The sequence below is a fragment of the Enterobacter cloacae complex sp. GF14B genome (assembly GCF_004136805.1).
Lineage (GTDB): Bacteria > Pseudomonadota > Gammaproteobacteria > Enterobacterales > Enterobacteriaceae > Enterobacter > Enterobacter hormaechei_C.
In genome coordinates, this window is the sequence record NZ_QFRV01000038.1 from 24811 (window position 1) to 44643 (window position 19833).

The 19833-nt window shown below is 57.2% G+C and carries 20 protein-coding genes; 10 read left to right on the plus strand and 10 right to left on the minus strand.

From position 1 onward, the window contains the following. Nucleotides 1-3: 3 nt before the first annotated feature. The 5 genes from DD606_RS13860 to cpxP form a co-directional block, all read right to left on the minus strand. Nucleotides 4-747, minus strand: a complete 744-nt coding sequence (locus tag DD606_RS13860; protein WP_003862014.1) for a CDP-diacylglycerol diphosphatase — start codon at nucleotides 745-747, stop codon at nucleotides 4-6. A gap of 111 nt (nucleotides 748-858) precedes the next feature. Then, nucleotides 859-1848: a sulfate ABC transporter substrate-binding protein gene (locus tag DD606_RS13865; protein WP_003862012.1), complete on the minus strand. Its 990-nt coding sequence runs from the start codon at nucleotides 1846-1848 to the stop codon at nucleotides 859-861. A gap of 231 nt (nucleotides 1849-2079) precedes the next feature. Beyond that, the gene (pfkA, locus tag DD606_RS13870) at nucleotides 2080-3042 is read right to left on the minus strand and encodes a 6-phosphofructokinase (RefSeq protein WP_003862009.1); all 963 of its coding nucleotides are present in this window, start codon (nucleotides 3040-3042) and stop codon (nucleotides 2080-2082) included. A gap of 184 nt (nucleotides 3043-3226) precedes the next feature. Next, nucleotides 3227-4111 carry a CDF family cation-efflux transporter FieF gene (gene fieF, locus DD606_RS13875; protein WP_022652064.1) on the minus strand — a complete coding sequence of 295 codons (885 nt, stop codon included), beginning with the start codon at nucleotides 4109-4111 and terminating at the stop codon, nucleotides 3227-3229. Nucleotides 4112-4264: 153 nt separating this feature from the next. Beyond that, entirely contained in the window at nucleotides 4265-4771 is a 507-nt protein-coding gene (cpxP, locus tag DD606_RS13880; protein ID WP_003862006.1) for a cell-envelope stress modulator CpxP, read from the minus strand. Between the two features lie 150 nt (nucleotides 4772-4921). Here cpxP and cpxR point away from each other — a divergent pair, with 150 nt between their 5' ends. Both cpxR and cpxA read left to right on the plus strand, forming a co-directional pair. Then, on the plus strand, nucleotides 4922-5620 hold the full coding sequence (cpxR, locus tag DD606_RS13885) for an envelope stress response regulator transcription factor CpxR (protein ID WP_003862004.1): 699 nt from the start codon (nucleotides 4922-4924) through the stop codon (nucleotides 5618-5620). Then, nucleotides 5617-6990 carry an envelope stress sensor histidine kinase CpxA gene (gene cpxA / locus DD606_RS13890; protein WP_015569937.1) on the plus strand — a complete coding sequence of 458 codons (1374 nt, stop codon included), beginning with the start codon at nucleotides 5617-5619 and terminating at the stop codon, nucleotides 6988-6990. Before cpxR ends, cpxA begins: the two co-directional genes overlap by 4 nt. Nucleotides 6991-7042: 52 nt before the next feature. On the opposite strand, the gene yiiM is transcribed toward cpxA, so the two are convergent. After that, nucleotides 7043-7717 carry a 6-hydroxyaminopurine reductase gene (yiiM, locus tag DD606_RS13895; RefSeq protein WP_003862001.1) on the minus strand — a complete coding sequence of 225 codons (675 nt, stop codon included), beginning with the start codon at nucleotides 7715-7717 and terminating at the stop codon, nucleotides 7043-7045. A 66-nt stretch (nucleotides 7718-7783) separates the two neighbouring features. After that, entirely contained in the window at nucleotides 7784-8404 is a 621-nt protein-coding gene (gene sodA / locus DD606_RS13900; RefSeq protein ID WP_003861999.1) for a superoxide dismutase [Mn], read from the minus strand. A gap of 288 nt (nucleotides 8405-8692) precedes the next feature. On the opposite strand from sodA, the gene rhaT reads away from it, so the two are divergent. Further along, nucleotides 8693-9727, plus strand: coding sequence for an L-rhamnose/proton symporter RhaT (gene rhaT / locus DD606_RS13905; protein WP_048245119.1), 1035 nt, complete (start codon nucleotides 8693-8695; stop codon nucleotides 9725-9727). Here rhaT and rhaR read toward each other — a convergent pair whose 3' ends face one another. The 3 genes from rhaR to DD606_RS26635 form a co-directional block, all read right to left on the minus strand. Further along, complete coding sequence (gene rhaR / locus DD606_RS13910; protein WP_045350732.1) at nucleotides 9728-10576, minus strand: HTH-type transcriptional activator RhaR; 849 nt, start codon at nucleotides 10574-10576, stop codon at nucleotides 9728-9730. 73 nt (nucleotides 10577-10649) lie between these two features. After that, nucleotides 10650-11486 carry an HTH-type transcriptional activator RhaS gene (gene rhaS, locus DD606_RS13915; protein ID WP_022652068.1) on the minus strand — a complete coding sequence of 279 codons (837 nt, stop codon included), beginning with the start codon at nucleotides 11484-11486 and terminating at the stop codon, nucleotides 10650-10652. A gap of 60 nt (nucleotides 11487-11546) precedes the next feature. Further along, nucleotides 11547-11651, minus strand: coding sequence for a hypothetical protein (locus tag DD606_RS26635; RefSeq protein ID WP_015569933.1), 105 nt, complete (start codon nucleotides 11649-11651; stop codon nucleotides 11547-11549). Nucleotides 11652-11787: 136 nt separating this feature from the next. Between DD606_RS26635 and rhaB the strand changes: the two genes are divergently transcribed. The 7 genes from rhaB to DD606_RS13955 form a co-directional block, all read left to right on the plus strand. Next, nucleotides 11788-13257, plus strand: a complete 1470-nt coding sequence (gene rhaB, locus DD606_RS13925; RefSeq protein WP_022652069.1) for a rhamnulokinase — start codon at nucleotides 11788-11790, stop codon at nucleotides 13255-13257. Beyond that, on the plus strand, nucleotides 13254-14513 hold the full coding sequence (gene rhaA / locus DD606_RS13930) for an L-rhamnose isomerase (RefSeq protein WP_003861990.1): 1260 nt from the start codon (nucleotides 13254-13256) through the stop codon (nucleotides 14511-14513). Before rhaB ends, rhaA begins: the two co-directional genes overlap by 4 nt. Before the next feature lie 96 nt (nucleotides 14514-14609). Then, complete coding sequence (gene rhaD / locus DD606_RS13935) at nucleotides 14610-15440, plus strand: rhamnulose-1-phosphate aldolase (protein WP_003861989.1); 831 nt, start codon at nucleotides 14610-14612, stop codon at nucleotides 15438-15440. Between the two features lie 82 nt (nucleotides 15441-15522). Then, nucleotides 15523-16509, plus strand: coding sequence for a rhamnose ABC transporter substrate-binding protein (gene rhaS / locus DD606_RS13940; protein WP_003861987.1), 987 nt, complete (start codon nucleotides 15523-15525; stop codon nucleotides 16507-16509). 75 nt (nucleotides 16510-16584) lie between these two features. Further along, nucleotides 16585-18087, plus strand: coding sequence for a sugar ABC transporter ATP-binding protein (locus tag DD606_RS13945; protein WP_003861985.1), 1503 nt, complete (start codon nucleotides 16585-16587; stop codon nucleotides 18085-18087). Continuing rightward, entirely contained in the window at nucleotides 18088-19092 is a 1005-nt protein-coding gene (locus DD606_RS13950) for an ABC transporter permease (RefSeq protein ID WP_022652071.1), read from the plus strand. After that, the coding region (locus tag DD606_RS13955; protein ID WP_139158317.1) for an ABC transporter permease at nucleotides 19089-19833 on the plus strand (745 nt) is incomplete at its 3' end. The genes DD606_RS13950 and DD606_RS13955, both read left to right, overlap by 4 nt.

The window sequence follows — 19833 nt, forward strand, 5'->3', positions numbered from 1 at the left end:
GGGTCACTTCAGGATATCGCATTGATGATCCTGCAATTCCTCAGCTGACGCGCGGTTAAAGGTAAGCAAATTACGCTCTGTCGCCAGCAATACAAACGAGCCGTCTGACTGCTGCGCCATCGCCAGCGCGAAGCGTCCCATATGGTCGCGCGCTTCTGGCAGCTCTTCCGCCAGCATCATAAACGGGCTGCGCTGCACCAGTTCGTTCTCCGTCACCCGACGGGCAAGGTATTCATGCCCTTCCAGCCCGCCCGGAAGCGGTAACCACTGGGTGCTGATTTGCCCCTGCGACGCGTTCAGCTTCTCGCGCACGTCTGGGCGCAGACAGGAGATGTGGATATGAAAATGGTTTTGCGTGCGCCCGGTCGGGGAGTTGATGGTTAGCGAAACGGCGCTGTCAGGCACGTCGGCCCCTCGTTTCATGCTCATAAAATGACGAGACTGCCATGCCAGCCAGAAGAAATTCGGTGTCTGCGGCTCTGTCAGCAGCGGGCTTTCAGTGCCGTTGATACGGTACGTGGGCATCAGCAGGTATTGCAGCGGTCCGTTGCGGTCTTTGAACACCACGTAGCCCGCATCTGGCTTCACCTGCGCGCACGGTGCCGGGTTACGGTTATGCAGCTGGTTGGGCACACACTGGTCGAGAACGATATGACGCAACGCATTCGGATTACCCGCTTTCATCCAGTACACGCCGCCTGCGGCAAGGGCGATAACGATCAGAATCAGTAAGATAATTTTTTTCACAACGCGTTCCCTGTTTTCAATAGAGGCAAAAGAGTAACGCAAAATGATGACCAAATAAAAAACCCGGCGGATTTCTCACACCGGGTTACCGTGTCGTTCTTTGTAAAACGCTTAGCGCTTGCTGATCTGGTCGAAGGTGCCGCCGTTAGAGAAGTGCTCTTTCTGCGCTTTGGTCCAGCCGCCAAAAACATCATCGATAGTAAACAGCTTCAGTTTCGGGAAGGCGTTTTCGTATTTCTTCGCGACGGCCTCATCGCGTGGGCGGTAGAAGTTTTTCGCCGCAATTTCCTGCCCTTCCGGTGAGTAGAGGTACTTCAGGTAGGCTTCCGCCACCGCTTTGGTGCCCTTCTTATCAACAACCTTATCGACGACGGAGACGGTCGGCTCAGCGAGGATGGATTCGCTCGGGGTGACGATCTCGAACTTGTCTTTACCCAGCTCGTTGGTCGCCAGCAGGGCTTCGTTTTCCCAGGCGATCAGCACGTCGCCGATGCCGCGCTCGACGAAGGTGTTGGTTGCGCCGCGCGCGCCGGAGTCCAGCACTTCGACGTTTTTAAACAGTGCTTTGACGAAGTCCTGTGCTTTGGCCTGATCGCCGTTGTTGTGGTGCAGCGCGTAGCCCCAGGCCGCCAGGTAGTTCCAGCGTGCGCCGCCGGAACTTTTCGGGTTCGGGGTAATGACAGACACGCCAGGCTTAATCAGGTCGTTCCAGTCTTTAATCTGTTTCGGGTTGCCTTTGCGCACCAGGAAGACGATGGTCGAGGTGTATGGCGCAGAGTTGTCCGGCAGGCGCTTGATCCAGTTTTTGTCGATACGGCCACGCTCCGCGATCGCATCCACGTCATAAGCCAGCGCCAGGGTCACCACGTCGGCTTCGATACCGTTGATCACCGATGTCGCCTGCTTACCGGAACCGCCGTGAGACTGGCGAACCACCACGTTATCGCCGGTTTCCTGTTTCCAGTGCGCCGCGAAAGCTTTGTTGTACTGGTCGTACAGTTCACGCGTCGGATCGTACGACACATTCAGTAACTGAATGTCCTTTGCCAGAACGCTGGTTGATGCCAGCAATAATGTTAACCCCACGCCCCATTTATTCATCGCCCAGCTCTCTTGTGTAGTGTTTTGATGAATGCAGCGTGCCAGAAAGCTAACCGATGATTAAAGAATAAAAAAAGATTGGCTATAACGTGGAGGAATAAAAAAAGTGAATGAGCGGACTGATGCCCTCACCCCAACCCTCTCCCACAGGAGAGGGAGCAACCATAAAAAACGGTAACCCAAGGGTTACCGTTTTGCATTTACCTTGCCGCCACCGGGCAACAGAGCCAATCAGTACAGTTTTTTCGCGCAGTCCAGCCAGTCACCTTTGAACGGACGCTTCATGTTTTCAATGGCATCGATGATGTCATGGTGAACCAGTTTCTCGTTCTGGATACCGACGCAGCGGCCGCCGTGTCCCTGAAGCAGTAGCTCGATCGCGTACGCGCCCATGCGGGACGCCAGGATACGGTCGTACGGGCCTGGGGAACCACCACGCTGAATGTGACCCAGAACGGTCGCGCGGGTTTCGCGTTTGGTTTCGGTTTCGATGTACTTCGCCAGCTCGTCAACGTCACAGATGTGCTCGGTGATAGCAACGATGGCGTGTTTCTTACCTTTCGCGATACCGGCTTTGATTTCAGCGACCAGATCTTCACGGCTAAATTCCACTTCCGGCACCACCACGAACTCACAGCCACCGGCAATTGCCGCTGCCAGAGTCAGGTCACCGCAGTAACGGCCCATCACTTCAACAATGGAAATACGCTGGTGAGAGGAAGAGGTGTCACGCAGGCGGTCAATCGCTTCCACAACGGTACCCAGCGCGGTGAAGTAACCGATGGTGTAGTCGGTGCCTTTAATGTCGTTGTCGATGGTGCCAGGCAGGCCGATGCACGGGAAGCCCATTTCAGTCAGACGTTTTGCACCCATGTAGGAGCCGTCGCCGCCGATAACCACCAGCGCATCCAGACCCCGTTTTTTCATGTTTTCGATAGCCACTTCACGGATGTGTTCGTCACGGAATTCCGGGAAGCGTGCAGAACCGAGGAAAGTACCGCCACGGTTGATCATGTCAGACACGCTGTAGCGGTCGAGCTGAACCATGCGGTCTTCATACAGACCCAGGTAACCGTCATAGATACCAAAAACTTCCAGACCTTCCGTCAGCGCTGCACGGACAACCCCACGGATTGCCGCGTTCATGCCCGGCGCATCACCGCCGCTTGTCAACACACCGATTTTCTTAATCATGACTACCTCTGAACTTAGGAATGCAAAATTGAAATCTGCTGCCGGAAGAAACTGTTCAACCGTCGAATACTGCAAATAGTATATCAATCCCTTCCAGCTGAATTGATTCAGGTCAGGCCATATGGTGGTAATTTATCCACAAAATGCTGCTCTGGCTCACTTTTTTACAACGAATTACGAAAGCTCAAAACGCCCTGGGTACGACAGAGCATGGGTCCTGGTGAATAATGACGTCTGACCCAGGGAAACGCTGCAAAATCGCCTGCTCCACCTGTTCAGCGACCATATGCGCCTGAACCAGTGGCAGGTTGTCTTCCATTTCCAAATGAATCTGAATAAAGCGGGTCGGCCCTGACTGCCGCGTACGAAGATCGTGAGCACCACTGACGCCGGGCCAGTTGGTCACGATGGCATAAATTTCATCACGTTCTGCATCCGGAAGCGCACGGTCAAGAAGCGACTGTACCGCGTCATACCCCATCCGCAAGGCGCTGTATAAAATATAGATCCCTATCCCTAACGCAAACAACGCATCGGCCCGATGCCAGCCATACCAGGCCAGACCAAGCGCAATAAGAATAGCCCCATTCATCATAACATCAGACTGATAATGAAGCATATCGGCCCGTACAGCCTGGCTTTGTGTTTTGCGTACAACCCAGCGCTGGAACGTTACAAGAACAAGTGTGCTTATAAGTGCAACTACCGTTACGACCACGCCAACGCCCGGATCGTTCATCGGTGACGGCGAAACAAGATGCTGAATGCCTGTCAAAAACAGGAAAAGCGCAGAGCCCGAAATAAACATGCTTTGTGCCAGCGCGGCCAGCGATTCCGCTTTGCCGTGGCCAAACGTATGCTCTTCATCCGCCGGTTGCAGCGAGTAGCGCACCACCAGCAGGTTGGTCAGCGAGGCGGCAATATCCACCAGTGAGTCCACCAGCGCCGCCAGAATACTGACCGATCCGGTGTACCACCACGCGAAAATTTTAATGATCAGTAAACACGACGCCATCACCGTCGCGGCTATTGCGGCCCGGCTTACCAGCCGTCCATAGGATTGATTCATAAACACTCCTGTCATGCCATGGCGCTAGTATAACGGATGGTGGTGGAGTGAAAGGATGAATAAAGCGTTAACAAACCGGAACGATGGGCAAAAAAAACCCCCACATCATGTGGGGGAAGACAGGGATGGTGTCTATGGCAAGGAAAACAGGGTTTACTGGTTACTACGGGTACTGCTATTGCTACTGAAAAGCGTCATATCTGAGCTTCGCTGCATCCGTGCAACCTCACGCAACTGGTTCATACGTTGCTGATGTTTGGTATTCAAAACCGCTTGCTGCTCGGGCGTTAGCAGGTGGAACATCTGGTTGCGAACCTTCGCCATCTCTACCTGGCGGGCAACCTGTTCCTGCGCCATTTTTTCGGCCTGAGCGCGTACAGCGCTTTCGTCAAAATTTTCTGCGGTGACAAGGCGATGCATTGTCTCCATTTCGCTAACATTAACAGGGGGCTGGTCGTGTCTTGCCCTCTGCATCAGATCTCTCATCTGTTGACGCTGATGTTCGGTTAAACTTATGCCGTCAAACATATGGCTTTGGCTGCTGTGCTGCGTTGCGCCCTCTGCTGAGGAACCGTTATCGCTGATGATAGCTACAGCAGCCTGGCTAAACGCACTGAAGGCCAGCGTTGAGGCCATGACGGCAGCGGTAACTTTGCGCATCACTTGCTCCCAAAATCTTTCGTGTCGCGATTCAACGAGAGACAGTCTACGATTCAGGCTGCAAACATGCGTCAGGGGGTGTAAAACAACGTAAAGTCATGGATTAGATAGCCTTGATGTCGTAATTTCTGCCTCGGAGGTATTTAAACAATGAATAAAATCCTGTTAGTTGATGATGACCGAGAGCTCACATCTCTTTTAAAGGAGTTGCTCGACATGGAAGGTTTCAACGTCCTGGTTGCCCATGATGGCGAGCAGGCGCTGAGTCTCCTTGACGACAGCATCGATTTACTTTTGCTCGACGTCATGATGCCGAAGAAAAACGGTATTGATACGTTGAAAGAGCTTCGCCAGACACACCAGACCCCCGTCATTATGCTGACCGCACGCGGCAGCGAGCTTGACCGCGTACTCGGCCTTGAGCTGGGTGCGGATGACTATTTACCTAAGCCGTTCAACGACCGTGAACTGGTGGCCCGTATTCGCGCGATCCTGCGCCGCTCTCACTGGAGCGAGCAGCAGCAGAATACCGACAACAGCTCACCTACGCTGGAAGTGGACTCCCTGAGCCTGAACCCGGGCCGCCAGGAAGCGAGCTTCGACGGTGAAACGCTGGAGCTAACCGGCACCGAGTTCACCCTGCTGTATCTGCTGGCGCAGCATCTCGGCCAGGTGGTGTCGCGTGAACACTTAAGCCAGGAAGTGCTGGGCAAACGCCTCACCCCGTTTGACCGCGCCATCGACATGCATATCTCGAACCTGCGCCGTAAGCTGCCGGAGCGTAAAGACGGTCATCCCTGGTTCAAAACCCTGCGTGGTCGCGGTTATCTGATGGTTTCCGCTTCATGATAGGCAGCTTAACCGCCCGCATCTTCGCCATCTTCTGGCTGACGCTGGCACTGGTTTTAATGCTCGTTTTGATGTTGCCAAAACTCGACTCACGCCAGATGACGGAGCTACTCGACAGCGAGCAACGTCAGGGCGTGATGATCGAGCAGCACGTGGAAGCGGAGCTGGCAAACGATCCGCCGAACGATTTAATGTGGTGGCGCAGGTTGTTTCGCGCTATCGACAAGTGGGCGCCCCCCGGACAACGTCTTTTACTGGTCACCAGTGAAGGCCGCGTGATTGGGGCCGATCGCAATGAAATGCAGATTATCCGCAACTTTATTGGCCAGGCGGATAACGCCGATCACCCACAGAAAAAGAAATATGGTCGGGTAGAGATGGTTGGTCCTTTCTCGGTTCGGGACGGGGAAGACAATTATCAGCTCTACCTGATTCGCCCTGCGAGCAGTTCCCAGTCCGACTTCATCAACCTGCTGTTTGACCGTCCGCTTTTGCTGTTGATTGTCACGATGCTGGTCAGTTCCCCGCTGCTGTTATGGCTGGCGTGGAGCCTGGCGAAACCGGCGCGTAAGCTGAAAAATGCGGCGGACGAAGTGGCGCAGGGCAACCTGAGGCAGCATCCGGAGCTGGAATCCGGGCCGCAGGAGTTCCTGGCCGCCGGGACCAGTTTTAACCAGATGGTGAGCGCGCTCGATCGCATGATGACGGCCCAGCAGCGCCTGCTGTCGGATATCTCGCACGAACTGCGTACCCCGCTCACGCGCTTACAGCTGGGTACCGCCCTGCTGCGTCGCCGCAGCGGAGAAAGCAAAGAGCTGGAGCGCATCGAAACCGAAGCGCATCGTCTGGACAGCATGATCAACGATCTGCTGGTCATGTCGCGCAATCAGCAGAAAAACGCGCTGGTGAGCGAAACGGTGAAAGCCAATCATCTGTGGCATGAGGTGCTGGACAACGCGGCGTTTGAAGCGGAGCAGATGGGCAAATCCTTCACCGTCAACTTCCCGCCGGGCCCGTGGCCGCTCTACGGTAACCCCAACACGCTGGAAAGCGCGCTGGAGAATATCGTGCGTAACGCCCTGCGCTACTCGCACACGAAGATTGAGGTGGCGTTCTCGGTGGATAAAGACGGGATAACCGTCATTGTCGACGACGACGGTCCTGGCGTCAGCCCGGAAGATCGCGAGCAGATTTTCCGTCCGTTCTACCGTACCGACGAGGCACGCGACCGTGAATCTGGCGGTACGGGACTGGGTCTGGCGATTGTTGAAACCGCCATGCAACAGCACCGTGGCTGGGTGAAAGCCGATGACAGCCCGCTGGGCGGGCTCAGGTTAACGCTGTGGCTGCCGCTGTATAAGCGTTCGTAACCGTATGTGCCGGGTGGCGGCTTCGCCTTACCCGGCCTACTTTCTGCGGGAACTATTTCCCCCATAATCTCCGCGAACTGCTCTCGATCTTGCCGCTTATCCGCCGCTTCTGCATCGTTCTGGTCCAGCTGGTGGATAATCCCGCCGCTGACAGCAGACGGTGATACTGATCGTCATCAAACGGCATATGCCAGGCAATTGCGCAGGCCTCGTACACCGACACCTCACTCAAACGCGAAGCCAGCTCAAGCGGCGCATCCGCCGAAACCTGTCCCGCCTGCACAACGCGATACAGCCAGCCGGTTTTACCCGCGTTTTGCAACTGGGCCGACATATCCTGAATGCCGAAATGGTAATTAAGCTTAAAGCACGGTGAGCGCGGCTGGGTGACCTGAATCAAAGCATCGCCCCAGCGGTAAATATCGCCGATAAAGACGTTCTTCTCCGTCAGCCCCTCCGTTGAGAGATTTTCGCCAAACGCGGGGGCGACGAAGAGGTCAGCCTGTTCAGGAAATTCGGTTTTCCAGTGCTGATAGTGCTCGCGCGGATAGTGGCACAGCGCGCGATCGGGCCCGCCGTGGATTTTCTTTTCAGCCTGCTGGTCACCCGCAAGCCCGAGATCGGTCAACGTCAGCTCACCGTCGACCTGCACTTTGGCGATGGCACTCGGGCGGCTGCCTTCGTACTCCCTTACCTTGCCTGTAAACACATTCACCGGGTAATGCATCTCCACTCCTTCAGATACAAAAAAAGCGAGTCATCAGACTCGCTTCTCACAGGCGTCAATGCAACCTTATTTTTTAGCGGCGAAACGCGCTGCTGCTTCGTCCCAGTTCACTACATCCCAGAAGGCTTTGATGTAGTCAGGGCGACGGTTCTGGAACTTCAGGTAGTAAGCGTGTTCCCACACGTCCAGACCCAGAATTGGGAAGCCGGATGCGCCAGAGATAGCTTCACCCATAAGCGGGGAATCCTGGTTAGCGGTAGAAACGACCGCCAGTTTGTCACCTTTCAGGACCAGCCACGCCCAGCCAGAGCCGAAACGGGTTGCAGCGGCTTTTTCGAATTCCGCTTTGAAGTTGTCAACGGAACCGAAGTCACGCTCGATAGCCGCTTTCAGGTCGCCCTGAAGGGTGGTGCCGGTTTTCAGGCCTTTCCAGAACAGGCTGTGGTTAGCGTGACCGCCCGCGTTGTTGCGCAGCACGGTTTTCTTGTCTGCCGGCAGCTGGTCCAGTTTGGTGATCAGCTCTTCAACAGGCAGATTAGCGAACTCTGGCAGGCTTTCCAGCGCAGCATTCGCGTTGTTCACATAGGTCTGGTGGTGTTTAGTGTGATGGATTTCCATCGTCTGCTTGTCGAAATGCGGTTCCAGTGCGTCGTAGGCATACGGCAGGGATGGCAGTGTATAACTCATAATCCTCTCCATTATTGTCGGGCGGCACAGCTGTTAATGCCGCGTAAGCAGTTGGTTCATTATAGTTAATTAAATGATATTGAAAATGATTATCAATGCCGTAGTTTTTATAAGGTTATTCGGTTTTTGATAAATGACAAAATTGTGAGTCTGCTCACGCGGTTAACGTGCTGATTGCCATCCTGAACAAAAGTGCGGCAACCTTCTGAAGGTTCCCAAACCGCCTCATTTTTACACTCATCAAGTCGGCGGGAAGCCTCCGGCTATAAAAACGATGAGGATGTAAAAATGAATCATGCGATTACGATGGGTATCTTCTGGCATTTGATAGGCGCGGCCAGTGCAGCCTGTTTTTATGCCCCGTTTAAAAAGGTGAAAGGCTGGTCATGGGAAACCATGTGGTCCGTTGGCGGTACCGTGTCCTGGCTGATTTTGCCCTGGACAATCAGCGCCATGCTGCTGCCCGATTTCTGGGGCTACTTCTCCTCCTTCAACGCCTCCACCCTGCTGCCAGTATTCCTGTTCGGCGCGATGTGGGGCATCGGTAATATCAACTACGGCCTCACCATGCGCTACCTCGGCATGTCGATGGGGATTGGCATCGCGATTGGCATAACGTTGATTGTTGGCACCCTGATGACGCCAATCCTCAACGGCAACTTCGATGTGCTGATCAACACCCAGGGAGGGCGAATGACCCTGCTGGGCGTGCTGGTGGCGGTGATCGGCGTGGGCATCGTCACCCGCGCGGGCCAGCTGAAAGAACGCAAGATGGGCATCAAAGCCGAAGAGTTCAACCTGAAGAAAGGGCTGCTGCTGGCGGTGATGTGCGGCGTCTTCTCGGCGGGCATGTCGTTCGCCATGAATGCCGCCAAACCGATGCACGACGCCGCTGCGGCGCTGGGCGTCGATCCGCTGTACGCTGCCCTGCCAAGCTACGTGGTGATCATGGGCGGCGGCGCGCTGGTAAACCTCGGCTTCTGCTTTATTCGTCTGGCAAAAGTGAACAACCTGTCGGTAAAAGCCGACTTCTCGCTGGCAAAACCGCTGATCGTCACCAACGTCCTGCTCTCCGCCCTTGGCGGCCTGATGTGGTATCTGCAATTCTTCTTCTACGCCTGGGGTCACGCCAGTATTCCGGCGCAGTATGACTACATGAGCTGGATGCTGCACATGAGCTTCTACGTGCTGTGCGGCGGGCTGGTTGGGCTGGTGCTGAAAGAGTGGAACAATGCCGGGCGTCGTCCGGTTGGCGTGCTGAGCCTGGGCTGCGTGGTGATTATCATTGCGGCCAATATCGTCGGCCTCGGCATGGCGAACTGATTACGCTGCCTTTCGACTGCGATGACGCCACTGAACCGGCGTCATCCCCACCTCACGGTTAAACACCACCGAAAAGTAGTTACTGTCCTCAAAGCCGCAGCGCATCGCCACTTCACTCACCATCAGCTCCGTATGCTGTAACAGGTACTGGGCGTGGCAGATGCGCAGCTGGCGCAAATAGTGGTTTACCGTCATCCCCGTCTGGGTGCGGAACTGCTGGCGCAGCGCGCGCTCGCTGCACTGCTCCTGCTCGCAGAATTTTTCCAGCACGAAACTCTTGTTCAGACTGCCCGCAAGCCGGGTGATGAGCTTATCCAGCAGCGCTTCCTGCATGGTGGCAGAGGGATTATCCGTAGCGTAACGATGGCGCTTCAGGGTCATCACCAGCTGGGCAAAAAGCAGCTCCGACATCTGGTTAGCCGCCGGATCGCTCTTCTGGCTCTCCTGCTCCAGCTGGGAAATCGTCTGGCGCACCTGAGCCATGCCGTTGCTGCTTAAGCGCCAGTGCGGTTCGCCTCTGGCATCATGAAAACCGGGGATATTGCCCGCCCAGTCGACATTCAGTTTAAGTCTGTCGGGGCAATAGATGACGTTCTGCAACACCAGATCGTTAACCGAGGCGTAGGAGTGTTTGTCTTCAGCGCGGATGTAGAACAGGTCTCCGCGCGTGATGCGGTAGGGACGGTCGTTGAGGACGTGCAGGCCATTGCCCCGCCACACCAGCACCAGCTCGCAAAACTCGTGGGTGTGCTCGGCGAAGACGTTTTGCGGGTAGCGGTCGGCCACCGCGACGGCCTGACTCGCGGAGGCAAAAAAATCATCTTTGCGAAGAATGAGCTGAGCAGCCACACCACAACCTCTACGGCGAATAACCGGACATTATTAGCCTTTTTGCAGCAAAAAAACGGTGACTGCCCTCGCGTTACTGAAGCAACGCGTCTTTCCCCTGACGAATATCGCGCGGCGACCAGCTAAACTCCCGGCGAAACAGCGTCGAAAAGTGGTTACTGTCGCCGAAACCGCAGCGATAGGCGATATCGGTGACGCTTTCGTCGGTATGACGTAAAAGGTGACGCGCTTTGATCAGGCGCAGACGGTTAAGGTAACGCTGCGGCGTCAGGCCGGTATGCTGCTTGAGCTGACGATGCAGCGTGCGCAGCGAGAGCGAAAAGTCATCCGCCAGCGTTTCCCAGCAGACATCTTCGGCGAAATGATCTTCCAGCCATGCCATCAGCTGATTCAGGCGCGCGTCGTTATTTTCCAGCCCTTCCACCAGGCTGCTGCGCCGCAGCAGCACCAGCAGCTGCATAAACAGCAGCTCGCGGGTAGCAATGGCGTGCGTCTCCTGTCCATCCTCGCTCTGCTCCATCTGGCTCACCAGCTGACGCACCTGCTGCAACGTGGACTGATTCACCCGCCAGTGCGACGGATAATGGCCGTCCTTCTCCTGCGGCAACAGCTGATTCAGCCCGGAAAGAAACTGGAACGCATCCGGAGAACGATAGAGCACATTGGTCAGGCACAGGTTGTCGGTATGTTCATACAGGTGCCTGTCGTGATCGCGCACGAAGCACACCGTACCGCCGCTGATGGTATACGGCTGACCGTTAAACACGTGGATGCCCGTTCCGTGCTCAACAATCACAATTTCATGAAAATCATGATGATGCTCCGGGAACGCAGCCTGAGGCAGCCGTGGCTCAATCGCGACCGGCGAAGCCCCCGTAGGAAAAAAATCGACGCTGTGCAGTACGGTCATAACGGCCCCCACCAATGAGAAAAGTTCTCAAAATAGTAATTAAGGCCTTTCACGCTCACCTTAAATTTTTGACAGCAAACCGCGCAAAAGCTGTCGGTTTTTCAAGAAACAGGCGGAAAGATCGGGAAATGCGGTCAGCGTCACACTGCCTGCAAACCCCGCCATTACTGGAAACTGTGAACTCCCTCACGTTCATCTTTGCTTTCTTGCCAGCGCGAGATTTGGGCTGTCAGTGGCGAGAAGGTGGCTATTTCTTCCCTTTCTTACACTCCTCGCTAATGACTTAAGAAAGGACCCGACCATGACTTTTCGCCATTGTGTGGCTGTCGATTTAGGCGCATCCAGCGGCCGTGTAATGCTCGCCACCTGGGACTGCGACCTGCACACCCTTACGCTTCGCGAAATGCACCGTTTCGCCAATTGTCTGCAAAAACAGGACGGTTTTGTTACCTGGGATATCGACGCCCTGGAAGCAGAGATCCGCACCGGACTTCACAACGTCTGCGAAGACGGTATTCGCATCGACAGTATCGGCATTGATACCTGGGGTGTGGATTACGTACTGCTGGACCGTCACGGCGAACGCGTCGGCCTGCCCGTCTCCTACCGCGACAGCCGCACCGATGGGCTAATGGCGCACGCCATCGCCCAGCTTGGCAAGGAGAACATCTATGGTCGCAGCGGCATTCAGTTTCTGCCGTTTAACACGCTGTATCAGCTGCGCGCGCTGGTTGAGCAACAGCCAGAGCTGGTCGAAAAGGTGGCGCATGCGCTGCTGATCCCGGACTACTTAAGCTACCGTCTGACCGGCAACATGAACTGGGAATACACCAACGCCACCACCACGCAGTTGGTCAACATCAACACCGATAACTGGGATGAACATCTGCTGGCCTGGACGGGCGCCTCGCCGTCCTGGTTTGGCGCGCCAACCCATCCGGGCAATGTGATCGGCCACTGGCTTTGCCCGCAGGGGAATAAAATCCCCGTTGTCGCCGTCGCCAGCCACGACACCGCGAGCGCGGTCATTGCCTCGCCGCTCGCCGGCAAAGATGCGGCCTACCTCTCATCCGGCACCTGGTCGCTGATGGGCTTTGAGAGCAAAACGCCCTACACCAGCGATGCCGCGCTGGCCGCGAACATCACCAACGAAGGCGGTGCCGAAGGGCGCTACCGGGTGCTGAAGAACATCATGGGCCTGTGGCTGCTCCAGCGGGTGCTGAAAGAGCAGAACATCACCGACCTGCCCGAGCTTATCGCCGAAACCGAAACGCTGAAGGCCTGTACCTTCCTGATTAACCCGAACGATGACCGCTTTATCAACCCGGCGCACATGAGCGCCGAAATCCAGGCCGCCTGTTTTGAAGCGGGGCAGCCGGTACCTTCCCGCCCCGCCGAGCTGGCACGCTGCATTTTTGACAGTCTCGCCCTGCTGTATGCCGACATCCTGAGCGAGCTGGCTGACCTTCGCGGCAAACCGTTCACACAACTGCATATCGTGGGCGGCGGCTGCCAGAACCAACTGCTGAACCAGCTCTGCGCGGATGCATGCGGCATTACCGTGGTGGCAGGTCCGATTGAAGCCTCCACGCTCGGCAATATCGGCATTCAGCTGATGACCCTGGACGAACTGTCCAACGTCGACGATTTCCGTTCGGTGGTGACGGCGAATAACAGCCTGACCACCTTCACCCCCCATCCCTGCCATGAAATTGCCCGCTACCGGGCGCAGTTTCAGCAAAAACGACTGACTAAGGAGCTTTGCGCATGACCACTCAACTTGAACAAGCCTGGGATCTGGCTAAACAGCGTTTCGCCGCCGTCGGCGTGGATGTCGAAGAGGCGCTGCGCCAGCTCGATCGTCTGCCCGTCTCCATGCACTGCTGGCAGGGTGATGATGTCGCCGGTTTCGAGAACCCGGGCGGTTCCCTGACGGGGGGTATTCAGGCCACGGGTAACTATCCTGGCAAAGCGCGCAACGCCACCGAACTGCGTGCGGATCTGGAGCTGGCGCTGAGCCTGATCCCCGGGCCAAAGCGCCTGAACCTGCACGCCATTTATCTCGAATCCGATGAGCCGGTCGCGCGTAACGAAATCAAACCGGAACACTTTACGAACTGGGTGGCGTGGGCGAAAGCCAACCGGCTGGGTCTGGATTTTAACCCGTCCTGCTTCTCGCACCCGCTGAGCGCGGACGGGTTTACCCTTGCGCATGCCAACGATGAAATCCGCCAGTTCTGGATCGACCATGTCAAAGCCAGCCGCCGCGTCTCGGCTTATTTTGGCGAGCAGCTTGGCACGCCATCGGTAATGAATATCTGGATCCCGGACGGCATGAAGGACATCACCGTAGACCGACTGGCCCCGCGTCAGCGCCTGCTGGCCGCGCTGGATGAAGCCATCAGCGAGAAGCTGGACCCGGCGCACCACATCGACGCCGTCGAGAGCAAGCTGTTCGGCATTGGCGCAGAGAGCTACACCGTGGGCTCAAACGAGTTCTACATGGGTTATGCCACCAGCCGCCAGACCGCGCTGTGCCTGGATGCCGGCCACTTCCACCCAACGGAAGTCATCTCCGACAAGATCTCCGCCGCCATGCTCTACGTGCCGCGCCTGCTGCTGCACGTCAGCCGCCCGGTGCGCTGGGACAGCGACCACGTGGTGCTGCTGGATGACGAAACCCAGGCCATTGCCAGCGAAATCATCCGCCACAACCTCTTTGACCGCGTACATATCGGCCTCGACTTCTTCGACGCCTCCATCAACCGCATCGCGGCGTGGGTTATCGGCACCCGTAACATGAAGAAAGCCCTGCTGCGCGCGCTGCTGGAGCCTGTCGCCGCCCTGAAACAGCTGGAAGAAAACGGCGACTACACCGCGCGCCTGGCGCTGCTGGAAGAGCAGAAATCCCTGCCGTGGCAGGCGGTGTGGGAGATGTACTGCCAGCGTCACGATGCACCTGCGGGCAGCCAGTGGCTGGATAACGTGCGGGCGTATGAGAAAGAGGTTCTTGCCGCTCGTCAGTAAAAAACATCGCCCGGCGGCGCGTTGCTTGCCGGGCCTACAGATAAGACCAGGCCGGGTAAGCGTAACGCCACCCGGCATTTTCAAAGGAACTACAGTATGCAGACCATCACCACCTCCTGGTTCGTCCAGGGCATGATCAAAGCCACCTCCGACGCCTGGCTGAAGGGCTGGGATGAGCGCAACGGCGGCAACCTGACGCTACGCCTGGACGACGCGGATATCGAGCCATTTGCCTCCGATTTCCACCAGAAGCCGCGCTATATCGCCCTGAGCCAGCCGATGCCGCTGCTCGCCAACACGCCGTTTATCGTCACCGGTTCCGGGAAGTTTTTCCGCAACGTACAGCTGGACCCGGAAGCCAACCTCGGCGTGGTGAAGGTGGACAGCGACGGCGCGGGTTACCACATTCTCTGGGGACTGACGGACGACGCGGTACCCACATCCGAACTGCCGGCGCACTTCCTCTCCCACTGCGAGCGCATTAAGGCGACCAATGGCAAGGACCGCGTAATCATGCACTGCCACGCCACCAACCTGATCGCCCTGACCTACGTGCTGGAAAATAATTCTGATTTCTTCACCCGCAAACTGTGGGAAGGCAGCACCGAGTGTCTGGTGGTGTTCCCGGACGGCGTCGGCATTCTGCCGTGGATGGTGCCGGGTACCGACGAAATCGGCCAGGCGACCGCGACGGACATGCAGAAGCACTCACTGGTGCTGTGGCCGTTCCACGGCGTCTTCGGCAGCGGCCCGACACTGGATGAAACCTTCGGCCTGATCGACACCGCCGAGAAATCCGCGGAGGTGCTGGTGAAGGTCTATTCCATGGGCGGCATGAAGCAGACCATCACCCGGGAAGAGCTGATTGCCCTGGGCAAACGCTTTGGCGTCACCCCGATGCAGTCGGCGTTAGATCTGTACCAATAACAACATCGCGCCCCGCTCACCGAGACGGGGCGAAAACCACCTGCAATCCCTACAACTAACTCAAGTCAGTGGAGTAAAAGCAATGAAAATAAAAGCAAGCTTGATCCTCACCGTTGCCGCTCTGGCGTTGTCCGGTTCCGCTTTAGCAGAAGTGAAAATCGCCCTGGTGGCGAAGTCCTTAGGGAATGGATTCTTCGAGGCAGCGAACGTCGGCGCGCAGGAGGCGGCCAAAGAGTTAGGCGATGTAAAAGTGATTTATACCGGCCCGACCACCACCACGGCGGAAGCGCAGATCGAGGTGCTGAACGGGCTGATCGCCCAGGGCGTGGATGCGATCGCAATTTCCGCGAACGATCCGGACGCCGTCGTGCCGGTGCTGAAAAAAGCGATGCAGCGCGGCATTAAGGTTGTGTCGTGGGATTCCGGGGTGGCGAAAGCCGGGCGTCAGATCCATCTCAACCCGTCCAATAACGCCCTGATTGGCGAAACCAACGTCAAGCTCGCCGCCGATGCCCTGAAAGCGCTGAACGTGGAGAAGGGCGAAGTAGCGGTGCTGAGCGCCACGCCAACCTCCACCAACCAGAACACCTGGATTGCGGAGATGAAAAAGGTGCTGCCGAAGTACCCGTCCGTCAATCTGGTGACCGTGGCCTACGGAGACGATCTCTCTGACAAAAGCTACCGCGAAGCGGTCGGCCTGCTGAAAACCTACCCGGAGCTGAAAGTCATCGTCTCGCCGTCGTCCGTGGGCATTGTGGCTGCCGCGCAGGCGGTGAAGGACCAGGGCAAGATTGGCAAAGTGTACGTCACCGGTTTAGGCCTGCCGTCTGAGATGGCGGGCGCGGTGAAATCCGGCGCGAGCAAGAGCTTTGCCATCTGGAACCCGATTGACCTGGGCTATGCCGCGACTTACTTAGCGGACGATCTGGTGAAAGGCACGGCCACGAAAGGTGAGGCCAGCATGGGCAAACTGGGCAAAGTGAAGCTGGATGCGGACGGCAACGGCGCGATGGCCGAGCCGTTCGTCTACGATGCCAGCAATATTGATAAGTTCTCGAAAATCTTTTGATCCTTTCCCCCCTCACCCTAGCCCTCTCCCAAAGGGAGGGGGTCGGGGTGAGGGTGAACCAAACGGAGAACTATCATGACCCCATTGCTACAGCTTTCTGGCATCACCAAGGTGTTCCCCGGCGTACGTGCTCTTGAGAACGTGCAGCTTGCGCTGTGGCCCGGCAAAGTGACGGCGCTTATCGGCGAAAACGGCGCGGGCAAGTCGACGCTGGTCAAAGTGATGACCGGCATATACCAGCCCGACGAGGGCGAAATTCTCTACAAGGCGATCCCCGTTCACCTTCCAACGCCGGAGTCGGCGCATAAAATGGGTATCACCGCCATACACCAGGAAACCGTCCTGTTTGATGAACTCTCGGTCACCGAAAATATCTTTGTTGGTCAGTACCTTCACAAAGGCTTCCTGAAAAAGCTCGACTGGCCGGAAATGCACCGCCGGGCGCAGGCTATTCTCGCCCGCCTTGAGGTGCAAATCGACCCGCGCGCAACGCTGAAAACCCTAAGCATCGCCCAGCGTCACATGGTGGCGATTGCCCGCGCGCTGTCGTTTGAGGCGCAGGTGGTGATCCTCGACGAACCCACGGCGGCGTTGTCGCAGCATGAAATCCTCGAGTTTTACCAGATTGTGGAGCGCTTAAAGCAGGAGGGAAAAGCCATCCTGTTTATCTCCCACAAGTTCGACGAGATTTTTGAGCTGGCCGATCACTACACCATTTTGCGCGACGGCGTGTTCGTCGGTGCAGGGGCAATAAATGAGATCACCGAGGAGCGGATGGTGTCGATGATGGTCGGGCGCGCCATTACCCAAACCTTCCCGAAAATCGACTGCGAAAAAGGCGAGACGGTGCTGGAGGTGCAAAACCTCTGCCATCCGACCGAGTTTGCGCATATCTCGTTCTCCCTGCGTAAAGGGGAAATCCTCGGCTTTTACGGGCTGGTGGGTGCCGGGCGTACCGAATTGATGCAGGCGCTTTCCGGCGTCACGCGGCCATCGTCCGGGGAAATTATCCTCAACGGACAGCCCCGGCGCTTCCGCCAGCCTGCGGATGCGATCAAAGCCGGTATTGTCTGCGTGCCGGAAGAAAGGCAGAAACAGGGGGCGATTATCGCCCTGCCGATTGCCCAGAACATCAGCCTGCCTCAGCTTAGCACGCTCAATCCGAACGGCGTGCTGCATGACGACCGTGAATGGAAACTGGCGAACGAGTACGCCAAACGCCTGCAAGTGAAAGCCTTCAGCTGGAAGCAGGCGGTGGAGACCCTCTCTGGCGGCAACCAGCAAAAGGTGGTGATCGGCAAATGGCTGGCGACGCACCCTGACGTGATCATCCTCGATGAGCCAACAAAAGGCATCGATATCGGCTCAAAGGCAGCCGTTCATCAGTTTATGTCCGAGCTGGTCAGTCAGGGGCTGGCGGTGATTATGGTCTCGTCCGAACTACCGGAAGTGATGGGCATGGCGGATCGCATTATCGTCATGCACGAGGGGCTGATGGTGGCCGAATACCAGGCGGGAGACGCGACGGCGGAAACCATCGTCAGCGCCGCCAGCGGTGCAAAACAGGAGGCGGCATAAATGCTTAGCTCACTCTTAAAACACCGCGAAGCCCTGCTGGGCGCGGTGATTATCCTGATGATCGTCGCCATTGGCAGCCGCGTGCCATCGTTTATCGCGCCGGGCAACCTGGTGGAGATGTTTAACGACACCGCCATTCTGATCGTCCTCGCGCTCGGGCAGATGATGGTGCTGCTCACTAAAGGCATCGACCTGTCGATGGCGGCCAATCTGGCCCTGACCGGGATGATTGTCGCCCTGATTAACTTCCATTACCCGGACGTGCCCGTCTGGGCGCTGCTGATCCTCGCCAGCGCGCTTGGGCTGCTGATGGGCGCGATAAACGGCCTGCTTGTGTGGAAGCTGGGCATTCCGGCGATTGTGGTAACACTCGGCACCATGAGCATCTACCGCGGAATGATCTTTTTGCTCTCCGGCGGCGGCTGGGTGAACTCCAACCAGATGGGTGCAGACTTCCTCGGCCTGCCGCGTGCGTCAGTGCTGGGCCTGCCGGTGCTGAGCTGGTGCGCCATCGCCGTACTGCTGCTGGTGGGCTACTTCCTGCGCTACAGCCGTACCGGACGGGCGCTCTACACCGCAGGCGGTAACGCCACGGCAGCGTACTACACCGGGATCAACGCCGGGAAAATGCAGTTCATCAGCTTCTGCCTTTCCGGTCTGCTGGCCGGGTTCTGCGGCTACCTGTGGATATCGCGCTTTGCCGTTGCGTATGTTGACGTCGCTAACGGTTTTGAATTGCAGGTGGTGGCAGCCTGCGTGATTGGCGGGATCAGCACCATGGGCGGCACCGGCCGCGTGCTCGGCTGTCTGTTCGGGGCGCTGTTCCTTGGCGTCATCAACAACGCCCTGCCGGTGATCGGCGTCTCCCCGTTCTGGCAGATGGCGATTTCCGGCTCGGTCATTGTCATCGCTGTGCTGCTGAACGAGCGCGGCAACAAGCGCAAAGGCAGGCTGATCCTGCGCGACGCGGCGCTGGCACGTCAGAAACTGGCGGTGAAACCATGAGTAAAATGATGACATCTGAAGAGTTCAAACCCACTTCTGCGCCGGGCATCTTCCAGCGTCTGCTGTGCTGGGAGGGCTTCCTGCTGGCGGTGACGCTGGCGGTGTTTGTGGTGAACGCGCTCGCCTCGCCCTACTTCCTCAATATCTGGAACCTCTCCGACGCGACGTTCAACTTCACGGAAAAAGCGATCATTGTGTTGCCGATGGCGATGCTGATTATCGCCCGGGAAATTGACCTGTCGGTGGCCTCCACCATCGCGCTCAGCTCGACGGTGATGGGCTTTTGCGCGGCGGCGGGCGTCGATACGCCACTGCTGGTGTGCGTGGGATTAGGCGTCGGGCTACTGTGCGGGTTGTTCAACGGCATTCTGGTGACGCGCTTTAACCTGTCGTCCATCGTCATCACCATCGGCACCATGAGCCTGTACCGCGGGATCACCTACATCCTGCTCGGGGACCAGGCGCTGAACAGCTACCCGGAGAGCTTTGCCTGGTTCGGCCAGGGCTACGTCTGGGGCGCGTTGTCGTTTGAGTTCGCGCTGTTTATCGTCCTGGCCGCTCTGTTTGCCTTTGTGCTGCACCGTACCAACTTTGGCCGCCGCACCTACGCCATCGGCAACAACCCGACCGGCGCGTGGTACTCCGGCATCAACGTGAAGCGCCACAACCTGATCCTCTTCGCGCTGGTGGGGCTGATGTCCGGCCTGGCGTCGGTGCTGCTCACCTCGCGTCTGGGCAGCA

What these genes read in the sequence shown, in the direction of transcription:
- DD606_RS13865 (WP_003862012.1), bottom strand. Translation starts at nt 1,848, where the DNA reads ATGAATAAATGGGGCGTGGGGTTAACATTATTGCTGGCATCAACCAGC.
- pfkA (WP_003862009.1), bottom strand. Translation starts at nt 3,042, where the DNA reads ATGATTAAGAAAATCGGTGTGTTGACAAGCGGCGGTGATGCGCCGGGC.
- fieF (WP_022652064.1), bottom strand. Translation starts at nt 4,111, where the DNA reads ATGAATCAATCCTATGGACGGCTGGTAAGCCGGGCCGCAATAGCCGCG.
- cpxP (WP_003862006.1), bottom strand. Translation starts at nt 4,771, where the DNA reads ATGCGCAAAGTTACCGCTGCCGTCATGGCCTCAACGCTGGCCTTCAGT.
- cpxR (WP_003862004.1), top strand. Translation starts at nt 4,922, where the DNA reads ATGAATAAAATCCTGTTAGTTGATGATGACCGAGAGCTCACATCTCTT.
- cpxA (WP_015569937.1), top strand. Translation starts at nt 5,617, where the DNA reads ATGATAGGCAGCTTAACCGCCCGCATCTTCGCCATCTTCTGGCTGACG.
- yiiM (WP_003862001.1), bottom strand. Translation starts at nt 7,717, where the DNA reads ATGCATTACCCGGTGAATGTGTTTACAGGCAAGGTAAGGGAGTACGAA.
- sodA (WP_003861999.1), bottom strand. Translation starts at nt 8,404, where the DNA reads ATGAGTTATACACTGCCATCCCTGCCGTATGCCTACGACGCACTGGAA.
- rhaT (WP_048245119.1), top strand. Translation starts at nt 8,693, where the DNA reads ATGAATCATGCGATTACGATGGGTATCTTCTGGCATTTGATAGGCGCG.
- rhaS (WP_022652068.1), bottom strand. Translation starts at nt 11,486, where the DNA reads ATGACCGTACTGCACAGCGTCGATTTTTTTCCTACGGGGGCTTCGCCG.
- DD606_RS26635 (WP_015569933.1), bottom strand. Translation starts at nt 11,651, where the DNA reads ATGGCGGGGTTTGCAGGCAGTGTGACGCTGACCGCATTTCCCGATCTT.
- rhaB (WP_022652069.1), top strand. Translation starts at nt 11,788, where the DNA reads ATGACTTTTCGCCATTGTGTGGCTGTCGATTTAGGCGCATCCAGCGGC.
- rhaA (WP_003861990.1), top strand. Translation starts at nt 13,254, where the DNA reads ATGACCACTCAACTTGAACAAGCCTGGGATCTGGCTAAACAGCGTTTC.
- rhaD (WP_003861989.1), top strand. Translation starts at nt 14,610, where the DNA reads ATGCAGACCATCACCACCTCCTGGTTCGTCCAGGGCATGATCAAAGCC.
- rhaS (WP_003861987.1), top strand. Translation starts at nt 15,523, where the DNA reads ATGAAAATAAAAGCAAGCTTGATCCTCACCGTTGCCGCTCTGGCGTTG.
- DD606_RS13945 (WP_003861985.1), top strand. Translation starts at nt 16,585, where the DNA reads ATGACCCCATTGCTACAGCTTTCTGGCATCACCAAGGTGTTCCCCGGC.
- DD606_RS13950 (WP_022652071.1), top strand. Translation starts at nt 18,088, where the DNA reads ATGCTTAGCTCACTCTTAAAACACCGCGAAGCCCTGCTGGGCGCGGTG.